3 protein-coding genes are annotated in these 19,139 nt (G+C 47.4%); all 3 read right to left on the bottom strand.

All coding sequences use genetic code 11. The features are described 5' to 3' along the window. Positions 1–36: 36 nt before the first annotated feature. The 3 genes from PBN151_RS16620 to PBN151_RS16610 all read right to left on the bottom strand — a co-directional run bounded on the left by PBN151_RS16620 (position 37) and on the right by PBN151_RS16610 (position 18,868). A complete protein-coding gene (locus tag PBN151_RS16620) occupies positions 37–16,641 on the bottom strand; it encodes a hybrid non-ribosomal peptide synthetase/type I polyketide synthase (protein WP_072729890.1) in 16,605 nt (5,534 codons plus the stop codon). A gap of 13 nt (positions 16,642–16,654) precedes the next feature. After that, positions 16,655–17,131, bottom strand: coding sequence for a DUF6790 family protein (locus PBN151_RS16615; RefSeq protein ID WP_072729889.1), 477 nt, complete (start codon positions 17,129–17,131; stop codon positions 16,655–16,657). 411 nt (positions 17,132–17,542) lie between these two features. After that, positions 17,543–18,868 (bottom strand): MFS transporter, encoded by a 1,326-nt coding sequence (locus tag PBN151_RS16610; RefSeq protein WP_072729888.1) that lies wholly within the window; start codon positions 18,866–18,868, stop codon positions 17,543–17,545. Positions 18,869–19,139: the final 271 nt, after the last annotated feature.

The following is a 19,139-nucleotide window of genomic DNA, read 5'->3' as shown; positions in this document are numbered from 1 at the left end:
AAGAAGAGTTGCCGTTGATTGAATTCAGAAGCCAAGTTAGTGCACGAGGGTGTATTGACCATGGAGATATGAACGAATAAATGCTTGGATAACGTCTGCGTTGAGACCTAGCGGGCTTTCCAAGTGAATACGCAGTTGTTCTTTATCGTAGTTGACGGAAATGGATAGCAGAGCTGGAGCACTGGCTTCCTGTTCACTGAATGAGTTCCGGAAAGCATCAATCTCCTCTTGTGATGCATAGCCTTGGAAATTATAGAGTACAAGAGCTTGTGGCTGCCCGCCGCTGCGATAAGATGCATCCAGCAGACTCGCAAGTTCGATATATTCCCCTGATAGCTGCTTATGGTACAGCAGTGACAAGAAGTTAATCGAATGTCGTCTGCAATGCTGCATCACATCTTGTAACCTAGCTGCCGGTTGTCCTTCGTGCAACAGCACGGGGATAATATCTAGAAATTCTCCTACGCTGTTGTAGAAATCCTGATTTTGATAGCTTCTTCCATAATGGATCATCGCGAGCGGAACGTCGGTTATTCCTGTATAGGAACGCAGTAAAGCGCCAACCAAGTCAAACGAATACTGCCATGGGTCTGCTATGTTCGTCAATGCAATCGGGATGGACAGCTCAAGCTCCGTAACCTCTCGGTTCGGAACGTGGAGCAGACTGTCTATGATGGAGCTGTTCTGCTCTTTCCATACTCGCAGCTCATGGTATTCGATGATATCCTGTTCCGTGATACCTACTGGCCCCTTGGACAGCAGTGTTACATAATCTGCATACGGCTGAATAGGCTCGTCGTCCCTGCCTGCTATCCCCTGTTCAAATTGACGACGCACAACTTCTGCACTCATCCCATCAAAGGCAATATGGTCGAATCCCCATAGAATCTGATGGGTATCATCTGATACACGCAGACAGCACAATCTCCAAGGCAAATGGCCCGCTATATAGGGTTCTGACAAAATAACGCCAGTCAAGCCATCCACAAGACGTTGTTTTGTCGTCTCGTGATACGTCCGCAGATCGATATACGGAATGTGCTGAGCGATGAATGCAGAGAGAGCGGTACTATCATACTCACTCCAAGCAGGCTCATCCTCCCCTTCCATTACGCTATGAAGCAGCTGATTGCGCTGAATAATTGTGACTAGCAAGTTGCGAAGGAACTTCTCGTCCACATCGTGAATAGAAGTAACAAATCCGCTGACTTGAGCCCCGAATGCTCCGTGTGCGAGTTGGACAGGCGACAATGGGAAACGGCCAACTCGATCCGCTGAAGCCATCATTGTGGAAATGAGAGAGCATGAGGCATGTACATGCTGCACAAGCAACAGGATCTGCTGCTCAGAAAGCTCGGCCGCTGCTCCCTCTCTCCATGGGTCGTCGTGCTTTTGGAGAAATGAGGACGAACGAGAGCTGCTCAATCCAGGAAGCGCAGCCAACTGCTCGACTGTCGGATACATGAAGATCTCATTCACCTTCAATTGAAGCCCAGCTTGCAGCAGAGCCTGAACAAGTGCGATAGCCTTAATGGAATGCCCCCCATGCTCGAAGAAATCGTCTGTAATACCGAGTCTCTCCTGATCCAGCACTTCTTGCATGCAGCGCAGAATCGTCCGTTCGACCTCGGTTATCGGAGCCGCATATGTCGACTGACCCTGCTCATTCTCACTGATGTTCTTCAGGGCCTGACGATCGATCTTTCCATTTATATTGAGAGGCATTCGTTCAAGCTTGATCAGACGAGCAGGAATCATATAGGCTGGAAGCTTTTCGCGCAGCAGTGCTTTCATCTGCTCTTGATTCCATCCCTGTCCATCCGCACGGTCTGCCTGCTCAACGGTGTAGTATGCAACCATGTACATGCTGCCGGTTCGATCTGTTCTCGCTAATACAACTGCCTCCTTCACGCCGCTGATGAGCTGAATATGATTTTCGACCTCTCCAAGCTCAATCCGGAAGCCTCTGATTTTGACTTGGAAATCAAGTCGACCAATGAAGCCAATCTCCCCTGTAGGAAGCCTCCATACCAAGTCCCCAGTTCGGTACAGCTTGCCCGTTTTGTCGAAAGGATCGTTCACGAATAGCTGTGCGGTCAGTTCATCCCGGTTTAAGTATCCTTTGCTTACGCCCGCTCCGCCGATATACAGCTCGCCAGGTACATATGGAGGCACTAATTGCCCTTGCTGATCCAAGATGTACAGCTTGGTCTGGGAGAGCGGATATCCGATTGGAATGCTGTGCACGTGCTTGTTCGTATGTCCGATTGGATAGTAGGCAGCAAATACCGTCGTCTCCGTTGGCCCGTACCCATTGATCAATGTATCCGGCCCTAGGTACTCTACCGCTTTGCGTGCATGCGGTATTGAAATGGCTTCCCCGCCAATCAGCAATTTCCGGACATGCTTCAGTGCGGTTACATCCCAATCCACCAGCATATTGAACAATGCTGACGTGATGAAGAAGGCCGTGATTCGCTCCTGCTCAATGAACTTGGCCAACTGCGCAATTTCGATTGCGGAGTCCTTCGAGATGATGACTAAACAAGCACCATTCAGAATCGCTCCAAAAATATCGAATACCGAACCGTCAAATGCGTAATTGGACAATTGAAGCATTCTGTCACTGTGCAGTATCGTCACGTAATTCGCGTTCTTCACAACACGGGCTACATTGCGGTGACTAACAAGTACTCCCTTCGGTGTTCCTGTCGAACCTGACGTGTACATGATATATGCTGTATCGTCTGCATCTCCGATATTGGAACCGATATTGGTTGTCCATGATGCTGAGTCGTGAGATCCATCGTCATCTTCTGCTGCCCGACCTCCCTCACGATCCAGCAACAGTCGAGGGAGTGACTCGTCAAGGGTGGATTGCAGCACTGAATCTGTGAGGATGAGAGAAGCACCGCTATCCTCCAGCATGAAGGCGATCCGAGACTGCGGATAATCTGGGTCGATCGGCACATAGGTGCAGCCCAGCTTCAAAATAGCTAGAATGCTCACAATCTGCAGCGGCCCACGATCGAGCAATATCGCTATATGATCTCCCTGTTGAACATGCATGCCTGCAAGGCGTGTAGCGAGCCTGTTCGCTCGGCTATTCAACTCTGCATAAGTCAGTTCTTCATCATTCCACACAATTGCAGGGCGCTGCCCATGCAGCTCCACCTGTTCTTCAAACAACTGTGCAAGCGTTGGATGGTCTGCTTCCAGCGTAACTGCTGGATTCAACTCGTGCAGCAGCCACTCTCTCTCCTGTGGTGTTACAAGCGTAAGCTCACTCAGCCTACGTGTTGTATCTTCAGTCAATTGCGTAAGCATGTGGAGCAATCGCGTTCCATAAGATTCGATTCGTTGTCTGGTGAACAAACTCGTATTGTATTCCAAGGAAGCCACATAGCGATTGTTCCGTTTCTCGATTGTCCAAGTGAGGTCGAACTTCGAATCCTTGTTCATCATTGGCCTAGGAGTTAGTGATAATCCGTCCAGTTCCAATTCCTCCGTGCCCATCGTAATGTAATTGATAACGACATCAAACAGCGGATTTCTTGCGATGTTCTTCTCGATATGAAGCTCCTCAAGCAGCATCTCGAACTGGCAATCTTGATTTTCATAGGCCTTCAGCATCTTCTCTTTCATGTATTGCAGGTACTCGCCCACGCTTAGGCTTTCATCAATTTGTGAACGGATTGCCAATGTATTGACGAACATTCCGACGATCGGCTCGAGATTGGCATGGCGTCTACCTGCAATTCCTGTACCCACAATAAGATCCTGTTGGCCCGTAATCTTCCACAGCGTCAGCTTCAAAACAGCCATGAGAATCATATAAGGGGTCAATCCTCGCTCAGATCCCAACTGTTCCAGCCGCCCACTGAGTGCTTCACCAAATTCGAATTCCACTTCATCGCCCGAGAAGGTAAGCACAGGCGGTCTTACGTAATCTGTCATCATATTGAGCGTCGGAATCTCGCCTGCAAATTCTTCTTTCCAATATTGAAGCTGTGTACCAAATGCTTCGCTCTTGAAGAATTCATTTTGCCAAGCAGCAAAATCCTTATATTGCAGGGACAATGGCGTTAGTGTCTTGCCAGCATACAGTGCTTGCATCTCTTCTAGTAAAATCGCTATCGAATACTGATCCGATATAATATGGTGCATATCGATGAGCAGAATGTGCTTCTCCTCGTGTATGCTCGTCCATCTTACGCGGAGCAGCGGCACCTGCGCCAAATCAAACGGCCGGATGAAAGACTTGATTTCAGCTTCCACGCCTTCCTCAGTTGTAGTGTTGAATTCAACAACGGAAGGCACCTCGTCCTCAATGATTTGGACTACTTCTCCATTTACGATCTGGAACCGAGTGCGCAGCGATTCATGTCTTTGCACAATTTCATCAATGATTGACTTGCATCTTGCCTTGTCAAGCTGCCCTTCCACCACATATACGGAGGCCAAATTGTAAGGAACCGCATCGCCAACCAGCTCATGTACGGCATACATGCGCTTCTGCGCAGATGAGACTTCATAATAAGGCTTGTTCGCAACAGACTGAATCGCCATGAATTCCTGCTCGTCAGCGCGGTTTGTCCATATCCAGTCCACCATCTGGTTAAATACGGCATTATCGAATATTTCCGTCAATGACATATCCAGCTTAAATGCTTGTTGTATGTTGGCGGACAAGGAAATGGCCTTCAACGAATGACCGCCTATGACGAAGAAATCATCCTCAGCCTTTACCTCGCCGCAGCCGAGAAGCTCCTGCCATAATTCTGCTAATTGCTCACTGATGGTATCCCGACTCCTAATACTGGATGACTGACCAATCTCGATCTGCTGAGCTTGCGACAGGGTTTGGACACATGAACCTTCTTCCTTACGCTTCAGCTCAAATGCATTAAGAATCACATCATGCTCATGATACGTCGCATCGAACACATAGGTCGGCAGCGGGATACGCTGTCTTCCGCTCTCCGGATGCAGCATCGACCAATCAATCTCGAAGCCTTCACACCACAGCTGGGCAAGCAAGCGTTGGAATTCTATCCAGCTAGATGCTCCATTCCCGCCAGCTTGCAGCCTATGAACCGACGGCGAATCCTGCGCCTCCGTTCGATGTGAATGTTGGGATGTGGCAGACGCGTAATCCGAACATTCGCAGCCGATCGCAACGACACTTACACTGATTTCTTCAATAGTGCTGCTATTATGGCTTACATCAATGAGTGGAATTCGGGATGGACGGAGTGGATAATAGAATAGTTGCTTTCTAACCGCCTCTGTCCCGGCACCATTCACTACAGCCTCTAGCGCCCCTTCTTCCAAACCTTGCAGCCATTTCCCGCTTGTTTGTACCCATTCAACCGCGTGCTCCAAGGCCAATACCCCAGCAACCGTTAAGGCACATACCTCACCAATGCCTTGACCGAATAGTCCATCTGGCAGGACACCAACATCGATCAAACTCATTGCTATCCCGTAACTTACAGTAAACCATTCCAATGCAGGGTCATCTTGCAACTGATGGAAGGCATCCCTCTTATCGAGTTCCGTGCATGCAATCACCCGTTCCACATGGCGGTTGAATGTTGCCGCTAGCGGATGTAGATTTTGCGTCGTTGATGTATACCAATCTCGGCCTAAATCGCGATAAACCCCCGCTTCCGCAGCAATATAAAAGTGAGCGGTCGGTCTGCCGTCCTGAATACGCAATCCGGATTGTTGAAGGAATTGCTGCATTTCCTTCGTCTCATATGGTAAACCTCCATCTAAGAGGAGCGCCTTGCGGTATTCGAACGGCTTGCGCCCCATTTGCAATGTCCAAGCGGCATCCGAGATATGGACTTCTGGATGGCTGTGCAAGTACTCCAACACAGCCTCACTCGTATGGGTCAATGCCGATTGACTCCTAGCTGAGAACAAGAGCAAATTGACAGGTTCCGATGGCCGGAATCGGCTTATTTCAGGCGGCTGCTCCAGCACGACGTGCACATTCGTTCCACCGATACCGAAGGAGCTTACACCAGCCCGCAAGATTTGACTCCGATCCGTCCGATATTCAGCCTGTGTATTCACATAAAATGGACTGTTCGCAAAATCAATTGCAGGATTCGGCTTCGTAAAATGAAGTAAAGGCGGAATCGTTCGATGATACAGGGACAGAACGGTCTTGATGAAGCCTGCCACCCCTGCCGCAGAATCGAGATGCCCGATATTCGCTTTTACAGAACCGATGGCGCAATAGCCCGTCTTCTTCGTATCCCATGCTTGCTTCAGGGCTTCAATCTCGATCGGATCTCCCAATTTCGTTCCTGTCCCGTGTGCCTCAACATAGTGGATATCCTCAGCCGATACGCCAGCCTGTCTAAGGGCAGATTGAATGACCTGGGCTTGACCGCTCACACTAGGAGCCGTGTACCCGATTTTCTCAAGGCCATCATTATTCATTGCCGATCCCTTAATGACACCGTAGATATGATCGCCATCTCTAAGGGCTGCGGCTAGAGGCTTGAGGAGTACAACCCCACATCCATTGCCAGATACGGTTCCCGATGAATCCTCCGCGAATGGCTTACAGTGCCCGTCTTGGGAGAAGATCATGCCTTCATGCCATAAGTAGCCTTCCTTCCGCGGATAGGAAATGGACACTCCACCGGCAATCGCCATATGCGACTCTCCACGCTGCAGTGACTGTACCGCTTGATGAATCGCTACTAATGAAGTTGAGCAAGCGGTTTGCACATTGAAGCTAGGCCCTTTCAAATTGAGCTTGTATGACACACGGGTCGTCAGAAAATCTTTTTCATTCAAGGTAATCGCTTCGAATGCACGAAGCAGATCTTGTTGATGACCTAAGAATTGAATCATCCAAGGAAGATTGGAGCCACTTCCGGCAAACAGGCCAATTAACCCCTTGTATGCAGAAGGATTGTATCCCCCATTCTCCAGCACTTCCCATACGCATTCATGAAGCAGCCGAATTTGCGGATCCATCATGTTGGCTTCCTGGTAGGGATAATCGAAAAATGCGGAGTCAAAATACTCGATACCATCAAGGTAACCTTTTGCTTTCACATATTTCGGATGAGACAGCAAGTCAGCATCCACACCAGCTTGCAGCAGTTCTTCGTTTGAGAACTCCACAACTGACTCTACGCCAGATACGATATTATCCCAAAATGCATCAATCGTAGGCGCTCCTGGGAATCGTCCCGCCATCCCTATCACTGCGATATCTGCTGTCGCATGACTTTCAGCAGCAACTGGAGCAACTGGCATTGCAAGACCAATGTCCTGCAATTCTGAAGGAATGCCGATACTCTTGACTAATGATTCAATCGTTGGATATTGGAACAGCTGCATTAACGGAATGGAACGCCCGATCAGAGAATTGATCCGATTATTAATCAGGATTAGTCCCAATGAGTTCCCGCCAACGTCGAAGAAATTATCCCGCACGCTAATGCGATCGGTTCCGAGCACATCCTTCCAAATATCCAATATCGCCTTCTCCAATCCTGTTGAAGGCAATTTCGTTTGTCCCGTCATTTCCGATGACTCTTGTGGGAGCGGCAGTGCTTTCTTGTCAATCTTTCCATTTGGAAGCGTCGGCATCTCCTCCAGCTGACGAACGAAGCCAGGAATCATATAATGAGGCAGCTTCTCTCGCAACCACGGCTTGAGCCATATATGCGCTTCTCCGTCAACATCCGCTTCTTTTTTAACCGTGCAATATAATCCAAGCTGTTTGTTCCCGCGCTTATCGTCGTAAGCAGCAGCTACAGCCTGTCTAATATGTTCATGCTTCTGAACAACCTTCTCAATCTCATCAAGCTCCACCCGATATCCGCGTACTTTGATCTGCGAATCCAGCCGTCCCATCAGTTCGATTTCGCCATTGGCAAGCAATCGTCCGCGATCCCCTGTGCGATAGAGGCGGCAGCCCGGAAGCTGTTCTGTTTCGAAAAATTTGCGCTTCGTTTCCTCCGGATTGTTCAAATATCCGCGTGCAAGTCCATGTCCAGCCAAGCATAATTCGCCGAATACCCCTACCGGCTGCAGCAGTCCAGAATCGCTGATGATATACGCTTGTGTGTTCGCAATCGGCTGTCCAATCGTAACCAACTTGGAAGCCGTCAACTCCTTCGCTACCGACCAGATGGTTGTTTCTGTCGGGCCGTACATATTGAATAATCTTGCTTCGGAACGAGTTTGCAAGTCTTTCAACAAGGCGTCATGATAATGCTCTCCTCCGCTCAAAATACAGGCAAGCTGCTTCAGTGCAGGTGCAAAATCTGGATTCTCAACAAACGCCTTAATTCGCGAAACCGTGCTTAACAAATGCGTAACCTTGTGCTGAACAATTTTCTCATTCGCCAGCATTGGATCCAGCTGCTCATTCTCATTGGCAATATATACGGAATGGCCCGTGCACAGTGGAACAATCGACTCGAATGCGAAAATATCAAAGGACAACGTCGTTACACAAATGACACGATCCTCTTCGTGCTGGAACACACCTCTCTGTTGAATATCTTGAATGAAATTGAGGATAGAGCCTTGATTGATCATGACTCCTTTCGGCTTGCCCGTTGAACCTGACGTAAAGATGACACAAGCTAAGTTGTTTTGATGAGTTCGTGATACGGGATTGCTGCAGTCATCTGTATTGTGATTTCTGATAGAGCTAACGATCTCTCTGCAATCTACCATTTCCCCTGCAAACTCAATGCCCGCTTGATACTCTTGTGGACATAATAGAATATTCACATTGCTCTCTGTGAGCATGTACTTGATTCGTTCCTTCGGGAATGCTGGATCGATCGGAACATATGCTCCGCCTGCCTTCAGCACCGCCAGGAGTGACACGATTAAGTACTCATCCCGTCTTGGCATCACGCCAACTAGCGTATCCGCTGTAACACCTTGTTCAATCAAGTGGTGCGCGATCACATTGGCTTGTTCATTCACTTCGCGGTACGTAAGCTGTCGTCCATCAGCAACGATAAGCGCCGGTTTGTCTGGTTGTGTTCGTGCATGCTGTTCGAACAGCTCTACAATTACTAGGTTCTCGTCATATGGCAGCGCCGTATGATTCACTTCGGTCACAATCCATAACTTTTCTTCTGGCGTCAAGAATTCGATCTGCCCCAGACTAGTATTAATATCCGTTGTGATGCGCTGCAAAATGGCCTGAAAGTGTCCGATCATTCGCTGCACGGTTTCCTTGCGGAACAATCCCGTCGCATATTCTAGGAAACCTTCTACCGTCTTCTCTTTTTTGTTTTCCTGACAGGTTAGTACCAGATCATAAGCGGACGTCGTTGTCGGGAAGGCATATGATGCAAACGAGATGCCATCGATTTCAAGATCATGGAACTCCATATTTTGAAAGTCGAAGCAGACATCAAACAGTGGATTGCGGTTGAATTCTCGTTGCAAGTGCAGACGGTCAACGAGTTCGTCAAATTGGCAGTCTTGGTTCGAAAATGCCTTCAGTGCATTCTCCTTCACTTCATGCAGAAACTCAGCAAACGACTTCTGGCTCAACGGACGGTTCCGTATCGCAAGCATATTCACAAACATGCCGACGGTATCTTTCGTCTCTTCCTGCGTTCTTCCCGCTACAGGCGTACCGACGATAATATCCTCCTGACCAGAATAACGGGCTAGCAGGACATACCATGCACTCAACATCATCATATACAGCGTCGTTCCCGTTTCTTGAGCCAGTTGAATGAGCTTCGCCGCGCAATCTTCTTCAATGTGGAAATAAATCCGGTCGCCATGGAAGTCCTTGACAGGCGGTCGTTCATAATCTGTCGGCAATTCCAGTACAGGCAGTTCACCGCCAAGCTGCTGGAGCCAGTATGCCCGCTGATCGTGGATTTCTTGTCCAGCAGACTGCTGCTCCGCTTGCCAGACTGCATAATCTTTGTACTGAAGAACCGGCTGCGTCAACTCCCCGAAATACAACGCGTTGAAGTCTCTCGTAATAATCTCCATGGATGTGCCGTCCGCAATGCTGTGGTGCATGTCGAACAACAACAGCTGCTCGTCCGAGCCTGTGCGAATGAGTTCGACTCGGAACAATGGCGCACTTCCTAAAGAGAATGGCTTAATGAATGAACGAATCAATGGCATGATATCCTCGTCATTGAAACGGTCTATTTCCCGATACGTAAAAGGAATATCTACGGAATCATGAATGATTTGAACGGCTTGATCGCCGATAATGTCAAAGGAAGTCCGCAAAGATTCGTGGCGCAACATGAGCTTTTCCAGTGTTTGTTCTACTCGGGTTCTGTCCAGCAGCCCTCTAATCTTCGTAGCAGATGGAAGGTTATAAGCAACGCTGCTTGGATCAAGCAGATGCAGTGCATACATCCGATTTTGAGCAGATGACAATGGATAGTAATCTCTTTGTGCCGCAGGTGCGATTTGCACTTGCTGATAAGAGTATGCTGAATTCTCATACAAATGAGCGACCAATGCGATCGGTGATGAATAGGTGAATAAATCAACAATCTCCACCTTGATACCTGCATGCTGCTGAATCGCATGAGCCAAGCTAACCGCCTTCAAGGAGTCGCCGCCGAGCGAAAAGAAGTCTTGATCACTTGCAATCGTGTCGAAACCGAATACAGATTTATACGCATCCAATACCGCCTGCTCTAGTTCACTCTGGTTACGAAGTGTCGCTGCCACTGCGAGACGATCCACATGATTCTGCGAATGCTGAGAATAAGACGATTGATGCACAGCAGCATTTGATCGTGGCAATGATGCTTGTGGAGCGCTAAACGCGATATCAATTGGGAAATGTCCTTTGTCAAACACATAGGTTGGTAGCGACACACGCTTACGAACAGTATTGCCTCGCATGGCTTTCCAATCGAGATCGACACCCGCTCCCCATAGGAGTCCTAGCTTATGATGAATATATTCCACATCATCCAGCGCCTCTTGCGGATGGCGTATTAAGTTCACGAAATGTTGACCGGCAGCCTTGGATTCATGTTGTCTCGCAAAAGTACTTAAGGTACGACCCGCCCCGACTTCGATGAATACATCGTGCTCCGACTTTAAGATTTGTGTCAGGCATTTGGCGAAGTTCACTGGTCGTAAAATATGCGCTGCCCAGTAGGACGCCCGATTCATTTCGCTCGGCGACACCCATTCCCCGGTCACATTCGAGACGATCGGAATACGAGGCTCGTTGAACCGATAGGCGGAGAGCCGTTTCTCAAATTCTCGAGCAGCCTCCTCCATCATCGGCGTATGGAAGGCATGGGATGTTTTTACCCGAACTGCCTTCCAGCCGAGTTTCTCGCACTTCGCCTCGAAATGTGCAATCGCTTCTTCCCGTCCGCCAAGGACGCAGCTATTTGTCGTATTTTCCAGCGCAATCCACACATTCGGAATCAGTTCCGGCTCTACCATGCTTGCTGCCGCCATAACGGCAAGCATTACTCCTGGCTCCTGCTGCTGCATCAGACGTCCGCGCAAGCGAACAATTTCCACCGCATCTTTCAGTTCGAATACACCTGCGACCGTTGCCGCGGCAAGTTCTCCAATGCTGTGTCCAATCATTCCTGCCGGCTTCACGCCAAGCTCCAGCATCGTAAGCGCCAATGAGTAGCTTGTGCCAAACAGTGCAAATTGACTGTTCTCCGTCTGATTGATTCGTGAGCTATCGCCATCGCCGTATATCATATCCTCGAACATCAGCCGTTCGTCTTCAGTCAGGCATGACAGCACATGATCCATATGCCGCTTGAATATGCGGGATACTGCGCTTTGTTCAGCGGAACGGTACAAGGAACGACCCATTCCTTGGTACTGGCTCCCTTGTCCTGGAAACAGGAAGTATACCTGCCGCTTGGCTGGCTGCACCTCATGAACAGCAGCGTCTTGCAGCTGTTTCAGCAGAAGCTGTGGATCATCGGCGTAGCGGTTATTCACGACGAGCGCCTTACGGTAGGCAAATGGCTTCCTTCCTATCTGTAATGTCCATGCCGCATCGGTAACGTTAATGCTTGGGTTGTCTATCAAGTGCTGTACAACATTGTACGAGGTGTTGACAAGCGCCTCCTTGCTCTTGGAGGAGAACACAAGCAAATTCACCTGCTCCGAATCGCTGCTGTCCATCATGCTCGGAGCTTCCTCCAATACCATATGGGCGTTCGTACCGCCAACCCCGAACGAGTTGATGCCTGCTCGGCGCTTGCTGCCTGTACCGATGGTCATCCACTCCATTCCTTGTGCCCGCACGGTAAATGGCGAACTCGCAAAATCAATTTTGGGATTCGGTTCCCTATAATTAACCGTTGGCGGGATATATTTGTGCTTCAAGCTAAGTGCGACCTTCGCCAAGCCGACCACTCCAGCAGCTGTATCGGTATGCCCTACGTTGCCTTTCACCGAGCCTAACGTACAAAATTGCTTTTTTTCAGATGCGAATGCCTTCGTTAAAGATTCCACCTCGATCGGATCGCCGAGCGCGGTGCCTGTTCCATGAGCCTCGACATAGGTTACCGTTTCTGGATCAATGCCTGCGACACGATACGCCTCCTGGATAACCTCAGCTTGTCCTTCCACACTTGGCGCCACAAAACCAATCTTCTGCCTTCCATCATTATTAATCGCAGAACCTTTAATGACCGCATAGATGTGATCGCCGTCCTCTATGGCCTCATCCAATCTCTTCAGCACGACTAATCCCATACCATTCGAGAACATGGTTCCCTTCGCCTTGGCATCAAATGGCCGGCAGTGTCCATCCGGAGAAAACATCATGCCTTCCTCGTAATAATAGCCCCCCTCATTCGGCAGTTCGATCGTGATCCCACCAGCCACAGCAATATCGCATTCGCCAAGAATTAATGATTGACACGATAAGTGAGGGGTAACCAGCGTTGTCGAGCAGCCTGTAAGCGCTGAATAAACTGGCCCTTTAATATCCAGCTTATAAGCGATCCGAGTCGCCAAGAAATGATTCGTGCTCAGTGTAAAAGCTTGATACTTATCACTAAATCCACTTTCGCCGAACAGAACCTTCTGATACCATTCAAAATCGTCAGACCCGCCAAGAAACAACCCAATCTTCGAGGTATCAGATCCGGGATAATATCCGGCATCCTCTAATGCTTCCCATGTCCCTTGATAGAGAAGACGAAGCTGTGGCGACATCATCTGCACTTCACCTGGTGTATATTCGAAGAAGTTTGGATCGAACTCCTCAATGCCATCGATGCGTCCTTTTGCCTTCACATAATTCGGTGATTTCAGCAGGTTGGGCTGAATCCCTAATTCGAGCAATTCTTCATCCTTATAGAAATGGATGCTCTCTACGCCGCCTTTTAGGTTATTCCAGAAATCATGAATATTGGAAGCACCGGGCGCGTGAATGGACATGCCGATGATCGCGATATCCGATCGAACGACTTTTCTGTCCCGTTGGAAAAATGATTTCCGATCGGTAATCGTCTCTTCCTCAGCTTGATTGAAATGATCAGCCAGCAATCGTACAGTTGGATATTGGAACAGCAGCGTGATTGGGAAATCCTGCGTCAATGCTTTTTTCAGCTTGTTGTGCATTTGGATCAAGGCTATTGAGTGACCGCCGATTTCAAAAAAACTATCATCCACACCGACATGGGTAATTCCAAGTACCTCTTGCCACACAGAGGCAATAAGAACCTCTAAATCGGTATTCGGTGCTATGTCGCTTGATGAAGCTGCATCTAAATAGTCTTTGTCCGCGATCAGCGCATTCCGATTCACCTTCCCGCTCGTATTGAGAGGAAGCTCTCTTTTATGTACAAAGAAGGAAGGAATCATGTACGCTGGCAATTCCTTGGATAGGTGCTCCTTCAATTGAGCCACTGAAATCTCATCGTCAGAGAGATAATAGGCGCACAACGCACCTGACTTGCCTGTCTCCTTCTTCACAACAACGATAGCCTGCGTAATTCCTTCCATCTGCGACAGCACATTCTCGATTTCTCCTGTCTCGAGCCGGACGCCGCGCACCTTTTCCTGAAAGTCAATTCGTCCGAGAAACTCAATCGTTCCGCTTGGAAGCCAGCGGGCCAAATCCCCCGTGCGGTACATATTGCGGAAGTAGTCCGGATCGATCCCTTCTTGATAGAACGGATTCGCGACAAACTTCTCCTTCGTCAGCTCATCCCGATTCAAATATCCCCTGGCCAAGCCTACACCGCTAAGACATAATTCACCTGCGATCCCAATTGGCTGTAATTGATCTTGCTTGCCTACGATGTACCAGCGCGTCTCATTGAGCGGCTCACCAATTGGAATCGAGCGTGTTGTATCGTCGCCCCTAATCGAATAATGGGAAGCCCATATCGTGCATTCCGTTGGACCATATACATTTTCAAGCTTAATATCCGTATGCAGCGAATGGAATTTATGCAAAATATCCGGCGTTACAGCCTCCCCTCCAATACATATCCACTTCAAGGAGGCTAGCTTTGACAGATTGTCCGCATTATCCAATAGTTCCAAGAAGGCTCGGAACATGGTAGGTACGAAATTGATATGAGTAACCTTATGCTTGTGTATCTCTTCCAAGATGATTTGCGGGTTTTTCTCTCCGTCTGGCTCCAATACGAGCAAGCTGCCTTCTCCCATAAACCACCCGAACAATTCCGTTCCGGATACATCGAACGTATGCGGTGTTTTGAGTAGGTACAGATCATGTTCTTCCACCGGAAAACGTCTTTCCAGATCGAGCAATGTATTCACGACACTATGATTCTCGACCATGACGCCCTTCGGCTTGCCGGTCGAACCCGAAGTGTACATAATGTAGGCCAAACTGTATGGATCCAGCTGTACTTCGGGAATCGAGTCATCCCCACTGTATATGTTCGGATCACCCACATCGATGATGTCTACTTTCCATTCTTCCTCGAATGGGAGATCTGACGTAGTGATAAGATAAGACACATTCGCATCTTCGAAAATAAATTGTTTTCTAGCTGACGGATACGTTGGATCTAGAGGCACGTATGCACATCCCGCCTTAAGAACCGCTAATAAACTAATGACTAAGTTAGCTGATCGTTCCAGCTGAATGCCGATACAGGATGGAGTTCCTTGCGTTTTCTGAAGGATATTGCGGGCCAATCGATTAGCTTTTGCATCAACACTAGCATATGTCTCAACTTGGTCTTGGTCGATCAATGCCTTTCGTTCCGGATGCTTAGCGACCTTGGAGTGGAATAGTTCAATGATGGTACGAGGTTCGTATGTAAAATAGGAAGTTTGATTAAATTGTTGCAGGATAAGGCTTCGTTCTTGCTCCAACAGCAACTCCGCTTCTCCGATCTTGATGTCTGCCTGTCCGCTTACCAGTTCCAGCAGTTTCATGAAGCGAAGACCTAATAAATCAATCGTTTCATCTGCAAAAAGTTCTGGCTTGTATTGAAGTTTAATCAAATCTTTGTGAGGGGTATGTTGCAGGATAACCATTAGGCTGCCGGGAAATGTTACGCGATCTTGATCGAGGATTTCTGCCTTAAGTTCGTACTGATCGCTGTCTTCTACGATATCATATACGAAGCTAACATCGAAGATAGATGGAGTTCCCGGCAATGGGAGCAATTGATTATCTCGCATAATCAGATTGTTCGGATAACCGATATGCTTGTAGACTTCGATAAACTCCTTCGACACTTGCTGCAGTGCTTCGGAGAAGCTCTGTTCATCCTTCAGCAGCAGACGCATGGGCAGCATATACACAAAGCAGCCTATCGATTCCTCGAAATCCATATCAGGACGATATGAAAATGGTGAGGAGAACACAACATCCTCTTGCTGCGTATAACGATTCAACAGTACACCGAATGCGGCCAATACAAACATAAAGGTCGTAACTTCCTGTTCCCTCGCCTGTTTATGAATCTGTTGCAATAGATCAGATGAGATCTCGATTCGTTTTTCCTTGCCGATGCCATGAACTTGATGTCGAATAAAGTCATTCGGCAGGGCAAGAGGCTCTGCACCTATCATCTTTTTCGCCCAATACTCTCTTTCTTTGTCGTACCCTCCCTGAGCAAGTTTTGTATTTTCTTGGCTCATGAAGTCGGTAAATCCCGTATTCGGCTTTATTTCAATTGGCTCTTTTCGTGCGAGCTTATGATCGTATTCCAAGAGCTTTTGCTTCAACACTTCGAGTGATAATCCGTCGGAAATGATGTGATGAATGCTGATGAGAAAAATATGCTTCTTGTCAGATAGCTTAATCAAGCTTGTGTGAAATAGCGGAGCTGCTGTGAGGTCAAATACTCGGTTTAACTCTTGCTCAACCTGAAGCTTTACCCGTTCTTCCTGAAGTTCAGGTTCTGCAGAGAAATCTAACTTTGTTAGTTGAATATTGATTCGTTCGTGGACAACGAGGAGAGGCATTTCATCACTGACATCAAGACTGCATCGCAAGGCTTCCTGCTCCTCAATGACTAGACTCAGAGCTTGCTCGAACCGAACTTCGTCCACTCCCTCGAGCATGATGGAAGCTGTGATGTTATAAGAGAGCGGGTCGTCAATTTGGCAATCGAAGAATATTCCCTTCTGGACTTCTGTTAATTCTAGTCTGCGCGTTACCATAAGCTAGACCTCCTTAGTTGAAGACCCAGATTCCGCCGGCCATGATCGACAGAACCGTAATGAACGTTTGGTACACGACATCCATGATCAGATTTCCAATACTGTCTGCATCTGCTTTCTTGTTCTTAATCATGACATATGTATGAGACCACAACCCGCTTAACCCGTATATGTACATTGTGACAAGTACGCCTACCCAGAAGTTTCCGTGAAACCAAATTGCCATAATTCCCATCACCCCAAGACCAACTTGGGAAAATCCGTACTTGACTTGAAATGGCCCGCCTGGCCAGCCCAATTGAGATGCAGTTCTGTCAGCAATCGCAATGTTGTAAATAAATCCTATGACACCCACTAAGCCAAATGTCACAACAAACTGATGCAGCAACAGCACATTCGCAATTTCGCTCGTATTTGCTGAAAAACCGTTGATCCAAAGCTGTACTACCGCTGAGACAATTCCCAATCCCCATAACAACAGAAACCACATCGTTACAAGCTCCTCTCAATTGATAGATTTGTTACCAAAGATAATAAAGTTGAAAGGTTAATTCTGTCAATAATATTATTTTTATACTAAACAATATCTGTCATCAATTGTCCCAAATGGATTTAATCCAATATTCCTGAAATTTTGTTTCTTTTCTGTCTATTGACTTCTCTCCAATTCTGATCATTTTGACGAACCAGAGTTGTTCCTCTATTCGGTCTATTAATGCTGACCTTATCTCCCAAATCCTTGATATAGTGCGATTTACACGTGTATTTCCCTGCGAAGAACATAAAAAAAAGCACCCCTTCTTGCCTATCGAAGCACGATAAATCACAGCCGTGTTTGGATAAAGAAAGAGCGCTTATATTTTGTTGTCATTATATTGTATTAATGGTATTCATCTCTTTTTTATTTCTCATCCACTGCATTGCTTTCCAATTCTTTAATCACTTTGGTTCGACCTGTAACAAACGATAAGAATGCGATGAGAATTCCAAACACAATAAACATAAAGCCAATGCCACGACCTGATCCAATGCCAATAATGCTGCCAACTGATGTAGCGAGCAAACCGCCCTCCACTAATAGCGGATTGAATACATGCTCGGCCAATACACCAGAAAGAACATAGGCAATCGGATATCCGAGCTGCGTAGCCACCGATATGAGGGACCATACGCGGCCTTGCACGGTATTGTCAATATTTTGCCGAATCAATACTTCCAAGCTCGTCTGCACAAATGCTAGAGCAAAGAAAAAGAGAAATCCTGATACGACAATCACATATACATTCGTCGAAACGCCGATAAGCGAATAGAAGAGCCCAACAAAGACAAGACATACCGTCATTGTAGCGACATGCTTCTTAATTCCTCCAAAAATACTAATCAGCAAACTGCTGACTAGCAAGCCCGACGCACACACGGATAGAGAGATTCCGTACGTCTTCGGATCTGTAAAGTTCAACATCATCGGAGCAAGCAATGTCTGCAAAAATCCAATATAGAAGCACAATACAGAAGTAAGTGTAATGAGTACGACAATCCCTTTATTGGCGTTGATTGTCCGCATTCCTTCTTTCAGCTCATGCCAAAAACTTAGCTTGACCTGCTCTTCAACATGATGATTCTGGAGCTTAGCTTGCTCAGCAACTACCCGATTGCTTCTAACCCATACAACCAATAGCGCCGCGATGATAAATGACAAAATATCAATGACTAATATGTATTTGATGTCCATAATCGTAATCAAGATACCAGCTAGAACTGGGGAGACTAGAAACTGAGAAGTGGAGGCAAGCTGCATCAAGCCGCTTGCTTGGGTGTATTTTTCTTCACTGACGAAGTCGGTAACAGAAGCTTTGTAGGCGGGATTATGCAAGGCACCGAATATCGAACTAATGGATGCCCCTACGTATATGTGCCATACCTCCAAGCTGCCCATCAGCACGAAGGCCAAAATGAATATGAGACCAAAAGCAGAGCCTGCATCACCTAAGATCATCATCAACCTGCGGTCGAAGCGATCGGCGAGAACACCCCCGACCGGCTTAAGCAACAGAGATGGCATAAACGAACAAAATATGACCATGGCATAGCTGGTCGGGCTTTGTGTTTGCTGTAATACTAGGATGCCGAGCGTAAAGGCAGTCAGACCGCTGCCAATATTCGATATTAGCTGGCCGAACCAGACTAGAAGGAACTTGGAAAATAGTTTCTGTTGAAGCGTATCCATGTTCTACCCCTTTTCCTCAATTGGTTGCTATGAAATTGTACAAGCAATATAAAATTAACCAAAAACCCTCCTTCTATTGTCTACTTCCGATCGAGTAACAGCATTAACTAATACTAACATTTTTATCCTTATCCAAGCCTGTTGTCAAGACGTAAATTGCTGTGCTATGTAAAGGTGATCCACAATTCCCCCATCGACAAATGGTGCCGACAAATAAGGAGAAATAACGACAAAATCACTCTTTCATCACCCAATAAAAAGAACCGTTTGC

Source organism: Paenibacillus sp. NAIST15-1 (genome assembly GCF_001894745.1).
Classification (GTDB): domain Bacteria; phylum Bacillota; class Bacilli; order Paenibacillales; family Paenibacillaceae; genus Paenibacillus_B; species Paenibacillus_B suaedae.
The sequence above is the reverse complement of the archived record's forward strand: the minus strand, read 5'-3'. Positions and strand labels throughout refer to the sequence as shown.